Consider the following 11,216-nt stretch of genomic DNA (forward strand, 5'->3'; position numbering starts at 1 on the left):
TTTGTGCTTATATAAAGGAAAGAAAATAATGTCAGAACACACTAATGCCGACCCCGAAGTCTTAACTGACCATACCGATATGATTTGCTCCACCAGCATTGAACGTATCGTCACCGGACGCAACGCTGCACTTGAACAGATCAGAACCGTGACTGAGCGGATTGCAGAAATATCGGCGCTGACCAGAAGCATCGGCGGTAAAGCCGCCCTGGACTGGGGCATGAAGCAGGATTTTCGCTGCGGCTGCTGGCTGATGGAGAAACCAGAAGCGGCAATGAAAGCTATTACCCGTAATCTCGATCGCAGCATATGGCGGGACCTGATGAAGAAGTCCGGAATGCTGAGTCTGATGGACGCTCAGGCCCGTGACCAGTGGTACAGAAACCTTGAAGGTGATGATATTCCAGCCATCAGTGAAGCGAATATACTCAGTACCTTTGAGCAACTGCACCAGAGCAAAGACGAGGTGTTTGAACGCGGTGTGATTAATGTGTTCAAAAGCCTTAGCTGGGATTTTAAGTCAAATTCGCCGTGTAAATTCGGGAAAAAAATTATCGTGAACGGTCTGGTAAAATGCGACAGATGGGGATTTGGACTGAACTGGGGCTGGCAGCGTGATCGGCTCGCTGACCTGGAACGTATGCTTATGCTGCTGGATGGGAAACCCGCTCCTGATAACCGTGCTGATGTGACCCGACGCCTAGGCGATCACATTCACGATAACAGAGGGAGTAACAGTTACGAGGACGAGATGTTTAAAATCAAATATTTTCAGAAGGGAACTGCCCATATTACTTTCAAACGACCGGAACTGGTGGATAAACTGAACGACATCATCGCCAGACACTACCCGGGGAGAGTGGCGGCAGGATGAGGCTCAATCGACACGCTGATGTCCGGTACAGGCTGATTTACACCGATGCAAGCCGGACGCTGATGGCATACTGAATGGCACACCAGAAAAAACAGGAAAAGAAAAAGGCCATGCTAATCAATAGCATGGCCTCGAATAGTGGCGGAACGGACGGGACTCGAACCCGCGACCCCCTGCGTGACAGGCAGGTATTCTAACCAACTGAACTACCGCTCCGTGATGTTCCCGCTGGGAACGAGGCGAATATTACGGTTTGCGGTGTCGCCCGTCAACGCTTTTTCTCACCTTTTGAATCAGTTGCTGCAAAAATCGCCCGAAGGATGATTTTTATAGCCTAAAAAGGAATAAATTACGCCCGCCAAAGGCAACTTCCGCCCTTTTTCTGCACCAGATCAAGCCGCGATTCATGCGCAGCCAGCTCTTCCTCAGAGGCAAAAACGACCCGTAACCGGCTGGCCTGGCGAACGATTCGCTGAATGGTCGCTTCACCTTGCTGCCGTTGCGTCTCTCCTTCCATCGCAAACGTCATGGACGTTTGTCCGCCCGTCATCGCCAGATACACTTCAGCAAGGATCTGGGCATCGAGCAATGCGCCGTGCAAAGTACGTTTGCTATTATCTATCTCATAACGCGAACACAGTGCATCAAGGCTGTTACGCTTGCCGGGGAACATTTTCCGCGCCAACGCCAGGCTGTCGGTAACTTTGCAGAAAGTATTGGTTTTAGGAATATCGCGTTTAAGCAGACCAAACTCATAATCCATAAAGCCGATATCGAACGATGCGTTATGGATGACCAGCTCCGCGCCGCGGATATAATCAAGAAACTCATCGACCACATCAGCAAAAACCGGCTTATCCAGCAGAAACTCATCGGCAATACCGTGTACGCCAAAAGCCTCTGGATCGACAAGGCGATCGGGCTTCAGGTAAACATGAAAATTGTTGCCGGTCAGACGACGGTTTATCACCTCAACCGCACCGATCTCAATAATCTTGTGACCTTCATAGTGCGCGCCTATCTGGTTCATACCGGTGGTTTCGGTATCGAGGACAATCTGTCGTGTAATTGCAGTGCTCATATCGGTCATTTATGTCAGACTTGCGTTTTGTTATCGATTTCAATTACAGGAAGTCTACCAGAGATGCTTAAACAGGTAGAAATTTTCACCGATGGCTCTTGCCTGGGGAATCCAGGGCCTGGTGGTTATGGCGCTATCTTACGCTATCGTGGTCATGAAAAAACGTTTAGTGAAGGTTACACGCTGACCACCAATAACCGTATGGAACTGATGGCGGCGATCGTCGCGCTTGAAGCGTTAAAAGAACATTGCGAAGTGACATTGAGCACCGACAGCCAATATGTGCGGCAAGGAATTACCCAATGGATTCATAACTGGAAGAAACGCGGCTGGAAAACTGCGGAAAAGAAACCCGTAAAAAATGTCGATCTCTGGAAACGTCTCGATGCTGCGTTAGGTCAGCATCAGATCAAATGGGTATGGGTCAAAGGCCATGCAGGCCATCCCGAAAACGAGCGTTGTGATGAACTGGCGCGCGCCGCGGCAATGAACCCCACGCAGGAAGATAGTGGCTACCAGGCGGAGGCTTAGCCATCCGGTTTGCGATATTGCCGGGTGGCGCCAACGGTCTGGCGGATAGGGGTTTTACTTTTATTATGTCGCAGCGGATTAAGCGTAAGCGGGATGGTCCGCTTACGGGCCACAATAAGCTGTAAACAGCCCAGCGCCGGGATATGCGTATTTAAAAGCCGCCCCCCCTGCTTTTTCCAGGGTAAGACATGAAAACGGCTATAATGTAGCACTTCAAAATTGAGTAAAGACAGCCAGTCCAGTTGCCGCATAAGGGTAAACATCCGACTATTATAGGGCGGTGTTTTACGTAAAACGGGTACCAGTTTACGTAACCCCATCAAACTCAGCGGGTTAAATCCACTGATGACCAGCCAACCGTCATCAATCAATACGCGGTCGGCTTCCCGCAATAAACGGTGCGGGTCGGTACACCACGGCAAAGTATGCGCCAGCAGACAAACATCGACGGATTTATCTGCAAAAGGAAGGTGTAGCGGATCGGCCAGAACCTGCATCGGCGACCCCTGCGACGAAACATTCACCTGATGGGAGACCGCGCACGCTTCGGAATTGATTTCTGCGCTTAAATTACCGATTTTAAGCAAATGGAAACCATACATTTTTGCAAACCACGGATTTAGCTGCTGTTCCAGCGCCTCACGGTAGTAATTGCCCCAGGGCAACTCACCCCAACATCCGGGCGCAACGACAGTTTGAGAGAGCCTTGCCGGTTTCATCGCAACCTTCCGCTAATTATTTGAGAGGTAATATATGAATCTTAACAGTATTCCCGCGTTTCAGGACAATTACATCTGGGTGCTGACCAATGATGAAGGCCGCTGTGTGATTGTTGATCCCGGCGAAGCGGCACCCGTCTTAAAGGCCATTGCTGAACATAAGTGGATGCCGGAGGCGATTTTTCTGACGCATCACCATCACGACCATGTTGGCGGAGTCAAAGAGCTGTTGCAACACTTCCCGCAAATGACGGTTTATGGACCGGCGGAAACGCAAGACAAGGGAGCAACCCATCTTGTTGGCGATGGCGATACTATTCGCGTTTTAGGCGAGAAATTTACTCTTTTTGCCACGCCGGGTCACACGTTAGGACACGTCTGTTACTTTAGCCACCCTTACTTATTCTGCGGCGACACGCTGTTTTCTGGCGGCTGTGGTCGACTGTTTGAAGGCACGCCATCACAGATGTATCAGTCACTTATGAAAATTAATTCTCTGCCTGACGACACGCTCATTTGCTGCGCTCACGAATACACTTTAGCTAACATTAAGTTCGCATTGAGCATACTTCCGCACGATTCGTTCATAAATGAATATTATCGTAAAGTTAAAGAGTTACGTGTAAAAAAACAAATGACATTACCCGTTATTCTTAAAAATGAACGTAAGATTAATCTTTTTTTAAGAACTGAAGATATTGATTTAATTAACGAAATAAACAAAGAAACAATATTGCAACAACCAGAAGCGCGTTTTGCATGGTTAAGGTCAAAGAAAGACACGTTCTGATAATTCTTACTTGTCATTCGCTAACTTCGCCGTTATGATCGGTCGTCTTTTAAGCAACTATTGACACACACATGAAGGCAAAAGCGATATTACTCGCCTCTGTCCTGCTTGTGGGGTGCCAGACGTCTCAGAACACTGGCAACGTCCAACAGCACGCACAGAGCCTTTCTGCAGCTGGTCAAGGGGAAGCAGGAAAGTTTACGAGTCAGGCACGATGGATGGACGACGGAACGTCTATCGCGCCAGATCAGGACTTGTGGGCTTTCATTGGCGACGAGCTAAAGATGGGAATTCCGGAAAACAGCCGGATTCGCGAACAGAAACAGAAGTATTTACGCAATAAGAGCTATCTCCACGATGTAACTTTACGGGCAGAGCCGTATATGTACTGGATAGCGGGGCAGGTTAAGAAACGTAACATGCCTATGGAGCTGGTACTACTACCCATAGTGGAGAGCGCTTTTGATCCTCACGCAACGTCTGGCGCCAATGCCGCAGGCATCTGGCAGATCATACCGAGCACAGGGCGCAATTATGGTTTAAAGCAGACCCGTAATTATGACGCGCGTCGCGATGTTGTAGCCTCTACGACCGCCGCGTTAGACATGATGCAGCGTCTGAACAAAATGTTTGACGGCGACTGGCTGTTAACCGTTGCAGCGTATAACAGCGGCGAAGGCCGTGTTATGCGGGCAATTAAAGCAAACAAAGCGCGTGGAAAACCGACGGATTTCTGGTCGCTTTCTTTGCCCAGAGAAACAAAACTCTACGTACCTAAGATGCTGGCATTGAGTGAAATTCTCAAAAACAGCAAACGCTACGGCGTACGTCTGCCAACAACAGATGAAAGCCGAGCGCTGGCACGAGTTCGTTTAAACAGTCCAGTTGAAATGGCCCAGGTTGCGGATATGGCGGGCATGTCTATCAGCAAGCTGAAGACGTTTAATGCCGGTGTAAAAGGGTCTACCTTAGGCGTAAGCGGTCCGCAATATGTTATGGTGCCCAAAAAGCATGCCGAGCAGTTGCGTGAGTCGCTGGCTTCCGGTGAGATTGACGCCGTTCAGTCCCAACTGATCGCCGACAATACGCCGTTGAATAGCCGTAGCTATAAGGTGCGCTCTGGCGATACGCTTTCCGGTATTGCTTCGCAGCTTGGCGTAAGCACGAAGGACTTGCAGCAGTGGAACAACCTGCGTGGTTCACGCCTGAAAATCGGGCAAAGCCTGACCGTGGGCGCTGGCAGCAGCGCGCAACGACTGGCAAACAATAGCGATAGCATTACCTATCGTGTCCGTAAAGGCGATTCGCTTTCCAGTATCGCCAGACGTCACGGGGTGAATATCAAAGATGTGATGCGCTGGAACCATGATACGGATAATCTACAACCGGGCGATCAGCTTACGTTGTTTGTGAAGGACAATAGCACGCCAGACTCCTGATATTGTCCGACGAAAAAGCCAAAAGGCGCCGCTTCCCCCGGCGCCTTTTAAATTGCTATACCGCTTTATGCGCTTCCAGCATGATAGTATCGCTGCTAAACGAACCGTCATCCTGCAACTCAAAATAACGCTTCACCTCTACCGGGGCACTCGCCTGATATAATCGAATCGCCTCAACCAACGGCGCTGGCGTACGCATCCGCGTTACCCATGAGCGAAACTCCAGCGATAAACGATCGGTTATCACGGTATTCGTTACCAGCATCGCATTATTGACCATCGCCAGCCATTCACCACTGGAATAATTACGGACATGCGACGTGTCGCGTAACGCCTCCACCGTTTGCAGCCAGATATCGCGTACAGGATGTCCAGGCGACATGACATCCATGATAATCAGCACGCCGCCGGGTTTTAATACACGATAAACCTCACGCAATGCCTGACCAACGTCGTGCCAGTGATGCGCGGAATAGCGGCTAATCACCACCTCAAACGATGCATCTTCAAAGGGCAGTTTTTCGGCATAGCCTTGCCGGAGAGTAATATTACTTAAATGTCTTTCTTCCGCCGCTCCAGCGACAACCTCAAGCATGCTGGCGGATAAATCGTATGCCACGACCGAGTAGGCATGTTGCGCAGCGACAAAACTCGCGTGTCCAGCTCCACATCCCATATCCAGTACGTTCGCGTGGGAAAAATCAGACAGCCTTTGCGCCAGCCGCGCTAAGTCACGACCCGATGCGTGAACGGCGCTATGTAAATAGGCGTTCGCCTGTGAACCAAACTGCTTTTCAACATTGTCATGGTGGGAATGCGTTGTCATGGTAGTGCCCTTCTGTTATGAGAAAAGTAAAGGGCAGCACCCGAAGAGGCCTGCCCCACGGCAGACCTGACGCACCTTTATTGCTCAGGTTTGCCGGGACTGAATTCAACGAGTAGCGGATTGTGATCGGAAGCGCGCGTCACCAGTACGGAGGCTTCATTCACGTTTAAACCACGATAAAAAACAAAATCCAGCGGTCGTCCAAACGCACGACGGCGCTGATCGTCAGTGAAACGCACCTGGCGCAGCGACATCTCACGTGCAAAGCGGTACAACGCATTCATACGTGGGCGGCTCCAGGCATTAAAATCACCCGCCATAATGACAGGGCCGCTATGGTGCGCAATCTGGTCGCCGATCGGAAGTAACTGCTTACTGTATACGTCCACGCCCAGACTAAAATTTACCGCATGAACATTTACTACCATTAATAAACGGGTATCCGGCAAGGGATATACCGTCACCAGGGCTGATTTCGCCAAACGTAAAATTGGTTCTCTTTCCCGTAAAGGGCAGCAGTAAACAGGATGGGCGGCAGAAAGCGTCATGACGCCAGACGGATGCTGAGGTAATACAAAAGCGGGAACCTGGTCGGCGGCAAGATAGTTAGCGGTGGCAAACTGTACCAGTTCAGGCGTCGTCTGTGCCTCCTGCAACAGGACCAGATGCGCATCTTTGCCGTAGTTCTTCAGCACCGATAACCATTCGGCTCGCTGCTGCTTGAATATATTCCACACGAGGATACGGATCCGCTCTTCACTGCTTAGCGGTTCCCCGGCGGGCAATGCCTGGCCAATGCTCGCAAACGACCCTGGCGGCAAAATCCGCTCGGCGGGCTGTCCGGCAACATAGCGCATCGCATAGGTGTTTTTTCGCACTTTTGACTTTCAAACCTCTGTAACGTCAACCAGTCCTCAACCGGACTGGTTCTTCTGTTATAGGGATTTTAGCACTCACTTTCAACGAACAATTGCAGTTTGTTTTGTAAGTAGGCGCTTACATCAATAATTTACTCCAGAGCAATGCGTACAGGTTTATCAAGACGTCCGCTGACGCCCACCAGCAGGAAAGCCACCAGAACAATGAGGGCGCCAATCCACGGCGTCTGCGCCAAACCGTAATGCGCCACCGTTTGTCCGCCAATCACGGAACCCAGCGCAATACCAATGTTAAACGCCGCAATGTTCAGACCTGACGCCACATCTACTGCATTAGGCGTGAATTGTTCCGCTTTCTGTACCACGTAGACCTGCAACCCCGGTACGTTACCGAAGGCAAAGACCCCCATCACCAGAATGGTAGCCAGCGCGGCATACTGCGTGGAGGCCGTCACCTGGAAGACCATCAGCAGAACAAACAGCACGGCGAAAATGAATTTCAACGCCGGCACGGCACCATGCTTATCTGCCAGTTTACCGCCCCAGATATTGCCGATAGCCACTGATACGCCATACCCCAGTAAGATCCAGCTTACCGCTGCCGGGGAGAATCCCGCCAGATCCTGCATCATTGGCGCCAGGAAGGTGAATGCCGTGAATACCCCGCCGTAGCCCAGCGCCGTAACGGCGTAAATCAGCAACAGACGAGGATGAGTCAGTACTTTCACCTGGTCACGAATGCTGGCGGCCGCCCGACCGGGAATATTGGCAGGGATCAGCAGTTGACTGCTCATCAGCGCAATCACGCCTAACAGTGATACCGCAAGGAAGGTCTCACGCCAGCCAAAATGCTGACCGATAAATGTGCCCAGCGGAACGCCCGTGACCAGCGCTACCGTTAAACCACCAAACATAATAGCGATCGCAGAAGCCGCTTTCTCTTTTGGCACCAGACTTGTCGCGATGGTAGATCCAATCGAGAAGAACACGCCGTGCGCCAGGCCCGTCAGCAGACGGGCGACGATTAATGTCATATAGCCCGGTGCCTGCCATGCCAGCAAATTCCCCGCCGTAAACAAGACCATCAGCGCGACCAGTAACTGTTTACGCGGCAGGCGTCCGGTCAGCGCGGTTAGCACCGGCGCGCCAATAGCCACACCCAGCGCATAGATTGAAACCAGCATTCCGGCGGAAGGTAACGAGATAGCCAGTTGTTGAGCAATGGTCGGCACCAGGCCGACAATCACAAACTCAGTCGTACCGATAGCGAAGGCACTTATTGTCAGTGCAAATAAAGCGAGAGGCATAAATAACTCCATAACAGCAGTAATCAGATGACACGCAGTATGCCTGGATGTTTTAATGACAAAAATAGCCAAAATATCAATTTAATTTTGCTTCAGGAGCAAAAATGAAAGCCACCTCCGAAGAACTCGCAATTTTTGTCGCTGTCGTGGAAAGCGGCAGCTTCAGCCGGGCGGCAGAGCAGCTTGGACAGGCCAATTCCGCTGTCAGCCGGGCAGTTAAAAAGCTGGAGATGAAGCTCGGCGTCAGTCTGCTTAATCGTACGACCCGACAGCTGAGCCTGACTGAAGAAGGAGAGCGATACTTCAGGCGCGTGCAGCAGATACTGCAAGAAATGGCCGCCGCAGAAACGGAAATCATGGAGTCGCGTAATACCCCGCGCGGCTTACTGCGTATCGATGCGGCAACGCCGGTAATGCTGCATTTCCTGATGCCGCTGATTAAACCTTTTCGTGAACGGTATCCGGAAATGACGTTGTCTCTTGTCTCCTCAGAAACGTTCATCAATCTTATTGAACGAAAAGTGGATGTTGCGATACGCGCAGGCACGTTGACAGATTCAAGTCTGCGCGCGCGCCCGTTATTTACCAGCTATCGCAAGATTATCGCTTCACCTGACTATATTGCCCGCTTTGGCAAGCCTGAGAGCGTTGAAGAGTTAAAACGGCATCTGTGCCTGGGGTTCTCTGAACCCATCTCGCTCAATACCTGGCCAATAGCCTGTAGCGATGGGCAGCTCCATGAGATCGAATGTGGGATTTCTTCCAACAGCGGGGAAACGTTAAAACAACTTTGCCTGAACGGTAACGGCATTGCATGTCTTTCAGATTATATGATTGATAAAGAGATCGCGCGGGGAGAACTGGTGGAACTGCTGGCCGATAAACGTCTGCCGGTAGAAATGCCTTTCAGCGCCGTTTACTACAGCGATCGCGCCGTCAGCACACGTATTCGGGCATTTATCGACTTTTTGAGCGAATATATAAGAACAGCTCCCGCAGGAGCTGTGAAAGAGGGGTAAAGGTACAAAGGATCGGGTAATTAATCCCAGGCAGGAGCCAGTCCTTCCGGGCTAACCAGACGATCGTTGCAGTCCAGTGCCGCGATCGCATTTTTATCTTCGACATCCAGATGCAGGTCCAGTGCCAGCAGGTTGCTTGCCAGGTTTTCACGCCTGGTGGATGAAGGGATCACCGAGTAACCTTCACCCATTGCCCATGCCAGAATAACCTGCGCCGGGGTCGCATTATGTTTAGCCGCAATGCGTGCAATCACTTCATCTTTCAGCGCTTTACCGTATGCCAGCGTCATATAAGAGGTGATATGGATACCGTGCGCTTTCGCCCAGTCAACCACCTTACGATTCTGCAGATACGGAGATAGCTCAATCTGGTTGGTGGCGATATTGTGTGCGCCCACCGCGGCAATAGCCTTTTCCATCAACGGAATGGTGAAGTTTGAAATGCCAATTTCGCGAGTCAGCCCTTGTTTTTTAGCTTCAAGCAATGCCTGCATAAATTCTTCGACAGACACGGCATCACCCGGAGATGGCCAGTGGATCAGCGTCAGATCGACATAATCGGTACGCAATTTTTTCAGGCTCTCTTTCAGGCTTGGGATTAGCTTGTCTTTGCTAAGGTTTTCAATCCAGATCTTGGTGGTGATGTACAGCTCGCTACGCGGTACGCCGCTCTCAGCAATCGCCTGTCCAACAGCCGCTTCATTATCATAGATTTGCGCAGTGTCGACAGCACGGTAGCCCAGTTCAAGCGCCGTTTTAACAGAAGCGATAACCACGTCGTCTTTCAGGCGAAAAGTACCTAAACCGAATGCAGGGATAGTCATAGAATTCCTCTTTTTAATCACTATGTTCGTTAACTGAGGGAATTATGACCTTCAGCGCTTTGCAGAAAAAGAGCGAGAAATGCAGAGGATTTTTGCGAATTGAGCAATAATTAAATGACAGGAAAAGAAAAAGCCCTGAGCTAATGCTCAGGGCTCTTAACAAGTGGCGGAACGGACGGGACTCGAACCCGCGACCCCCTGCGTGACAGGCAGGTATTCTAACCAACTGAACTACCGCTCCACCGAATTTCTTTGTCACAACCCGGATTTTCATCCCGGTTTACTGCAATTTGATGCCTGGCAGTTTATGAATCACTTCGTGATTCACCCTTCGGGCCGTTGCTTCGCAACGTTCAAAAGCTTTCGCTTTTGTCCTACTCTCTGTCGAGTAGTGAACTGCCCCGAAAGTTAATGCCATACTTCTAATTTGATGCCTGGCAGTTCCCTACTCTCGCATGGGGAGACCCCACACTACCATCGGCGCTACGGCGTTTCACTTCTGAGTTCGGCATGGGGTCAGGTGGGACCACCGCGCTAGTGCCGCCAGGCAAATTCTTTGTGCTCTGTACGCAATTCTTTATCGCATCAGCGGCGTTGCCTGCGCTCGTAAACTCAGTCACATACTTCTGTATGCTCCTTCCTTTCCTTCGCTTGCCGCCTTGCTGCTGCGCAAATTATTGCGTACTCAACTCTGAATCAGTGCTGAAAATCGTCTCTCAACCGCCAAAACATCTTCGGCGTTGTAAGGTTAAGCCTCACGGTTCATTAGTACCGGTTAGCTCAACGCATCGCTGCGCTTACACACCCGGCCTATCAACGTCGTCGTCTTCAACGTTCCTTCAGGAGACCCTAAGTCTCAGGGAGAACTCATCTCGGGGCAAGTTTCGTGCTTAGATGCTTTCAGCACTTATCTCTTCCGCATTTAGCT

General features: G+C 50.7%; 11 protein-coding genes, 2 tRNA genes and 2 rRNA genes. 5 read left to right on the top strand and 10 right to left on the bottom strand.

The genetic code is table 11. The features are described 5' to 3' along the window. The first annotated feature begins 28 nt into the window (after positions 1 to 28). On the top strand, positions 29 to 874 hold the full coding sequence (locus tag ACLJRS_RS13880; protein ID WP_001289297.1) for a DUF4942 domain-containing protein: 846 nt from the start codon (positions 29 to 31) through the stop codon (positions 872 to 874). 139 nt (positions 875 to 1,013) lie between these two features. Here ACLJRS_RS13880 and ACLJRS_RS13885 read toward each other — a convergent pair. After that, positions 1,014 to 1,090, bottom strand: a tRNA-Asp gene (locus ACLJRS_RS13885). A 133-nt stretch (positions 1,091 to 1,223) separates the two neighbouring features. Beyond that, entirely contained in the window at positions 1,224 to 1,955 is a 732-nt protein-coding gene (dnaQ, locus tag ACLJRS_RS13890) for a DNA polymerase III subunit epsilon (protein ID WP_001670675.1), read from the bottom strand. A 63-nt stretch (positions 1,956 to 2,018) separates the two neighbouring features. Between dnaQ and rnhA the strand changes: the two genes are divergently transcribed. Continuing rightward, entirely contained in the window at positions 2,019 to 2,486 is a 468-nt protein-coding gene (gene rnhA / locus ACLJRS_RS13895) for a ribonuclease HI (protein WP_000917872.1), read from the top strand. Here the strand turns inward: rnhA and ACLJRS_RS13900 are convergent. Further along, the gene (locus ACLJRS_RS13900) at positions 2,483 to 3,205 is read right to left on the bottom strand and encodes a class I SAM-dependent methyltransferase (RefSeq protein WP_000801238.1); all 723 of its coding nucleotides are present in this window, start codon (positions 3,203 to 3,205) and stop codon (positions 2,483 to 2,485) included. The genes rnhA and ACLJRS_RS13900 overlap by 4 nt on opposite strands. Before the next feature lie 34 nt (positions 3,206 to 3,239). Here ACLJRS_RS13900 and gloB point away from each other — a divergent pair, with 34 nt between their 5' ends. Continuing rightward, complete coding sequence (gloB, locus tag ACLJRS_RS13905) at positions 3,240 to 3,995, top strand: hydroxyacylglutathione hydrolase (RefSeq protein ID WP_001052773.1); 756 nt, start codon at positions 3,240 to 3,242, stop codon at positions 3,993 to 3,995. Positions 3,996 to 4,066: 71 nt separating this feature from the next. After that, positions 4,067 to 5,434, top strand: a complete 1,368-nt coding sequence (gene mltD / locus ACLJRS_RS13910; protein ID WP_000644703.1) for a murein transglycosylase D — start codon at positions 4,067 to 4,069, stop codon at positions 5,432 to 5,434. Between the two features lie 55 nt (positions 5,435 to 5,489). Here mltD and ACLJRS_RS13915 read toward each other — a convergent pair whose 3' ends face one another. From ACLJRS_RS13915 to ACLJRS_RS13925, 3 genes are all read right to left on the bottom strand, one after another. After that, the gene (locus tag ACLJRS_RS13915) at positions 5,490 to 6,260 is read right to left on the bottom strand and encodes a class I SAM-dependent methyltransferase (RefSeq protein ID WP_000207240.1); all 771 of its coding nucleotides are present in this window, start codon (positions 6,258 to 6,260) and stop codon (positions 5,490 to 5,492) included. A gap of 77 nt (positions 6,261 to 6,337) precedes the next feature. Beyond that, entirely contained in the window at positions 6,338 to 7,138 is an 801-nt protein-coding gene (locus ACLJRS_RS13920) for an endonuclease/exonuclease/phosphatase family protein (protein WP_001230970.1), read from the bottom strand. Positions 7,139 to 7,269: 131 nt separating this feature from the next. Continuing rightward, complete coding sequence (locus tag ACLJRS_RS13925; RefSeq protein ID WP_001127540.1) at positions 7,270 to 8,445, bottom strand: MFS transporter; 1,176 nt, start codon at positions 8,443 to 8,445, stop codon at positions 7,270 to 7,272. 104 nt (positions 8,446 to 8,549) lie between these two features. On the opposite strand from ACLJRS_RS13925, the gene yafC reads away from it, so the two are divergent. After that, positions 8,550 to 9,464 (top strand): DNA-binding transcriptional regulator YafC, encoded by a 915-nt coding sequence (gene yafC, locus ACLJRS_RS13930; RefSeq protein WP_000648540.1) that lies wholly within the window; start codon positions 8,550 to 8,552, stop codon positions 9,462 to 9,464. Positions 9,465 to 9,484: 20 nt separating this feature from the next. On the opposite strand, the gene dkgB is transcribed toward yafC, so the two are convergent. The 4 genes from dkgB to ACLJRS_RS13950 all read right to left on the bottom strand — a co-directional run. Then, positions 9,485 to 10,288, bottom strand: coding sequence for a 2,5-didehydrogluconate reductase DkgB (dkgB, locus tag ACLJRS_RS13935; RefSeq protein ID WP_000154881.1), 804 nt, complete (start codon positions 10,286 to 10,288; stop codon positions 9,485 to 9,487). A 164-nt stretch (positions 10,289 to 10,452) separates the two neighbouring features. Beyond that, a tRNA-Asp gene (locus ACLJRS_RS13940) sits at positions 10,453 to 10,529 on the bottom strand. A gap of 191 nt (positions 10,530 to 10,720) precedes the next feature. Continuing rightward, a 5S ribosomal RNA gene (rrf, locus tag ACLJRS_RS13945) occupies positions 10,721 to 10,836 on the bottom strand. 196 nt (positions 10,837 to 11,032) lie between these two features. Further along, positions 11,033 to 11,216 (bottom strand): 23S ribosomal RNA (locus ACLJRS_RS13950); the annotation flags it as partial.

The sequence above is a fragment of the Salmonella sp. SAL00670 genome (assembly GCF_046552235.1).
In the GTDB taxonomy this organism is placed as follows: Bacteria; Pseudomonadota; Gammaproteobacteria; order Enterobacterales; family Enterobacteriaceae; genus Salmonella; species Salmonella enterica.

Coding starts and splice junctions, on each gene's coding strand:
- ACLJRS_RS13880 (WP_001289297.1), top strand. CDS start 29: ATGTCAGAACACACTAATGCCGACCCCGAAGTCTTAACTGACCATACC.
- dnaQ (WP_001670675.1), bottom strand. CDS start 1,955: ATGAGCACTGCAATTACACGACAGATTGTCCTCGATACCGAAACCACC.
- rnhA (WP_000917872.1), top strand. CDS start 2,019: ATGCTTAAACAGGTAGAAATTTTCACCGATGGCTCTTGCCTGGGGAAT.
- ACLJRS_RS13900 (WP_000801238.1), bottom strand. CDS start 3,205: ATGAAACCGGCAAGGCTCTCTCAAACTGTCGTTGCGCCCGGATGTTGG.
- gloB (WP_001052773.1), top strand. CDS start 3,240: ATGAATCTTAACAGTATTCCCGCGTTTCAGGACAATTACATCTGGGTG.
- mltD (WP_000644703.1), top strand. CDS start 4,067: ATGAAGGCAAAAGCGATATTACTCGCCTCTGTCCTGCTTGTGGGGTGC.
- ACLJRS_RS13915 (WP_000207240.1), bottom strand. CDS start 6,260: ATGACAACGCATTCCCACCATGACAATGTTGAAAAGCAGTTTGGTTCA.
- ACLJRS_RS13925 (WP_001127540.1), bottom strand. CDS start 8,445: ATGCCTCTCGCTTTATTTGCACTGACAATAAGTGCCTTCGCTATCGGT.
- yafC (WP_000648540.1), top strand. CDS start 8,550: ATGAAAGCCACCTCCGAAGAACTCGCAATTTTTGTCGCTGTCGTGGAA.
- dkgB (WP_000154881.1), bottom strand. CDS start 10,288: ATGACTATCCCTGCATTCGGTTTAGGTACTTTTCGCCTGAAAGACGAC.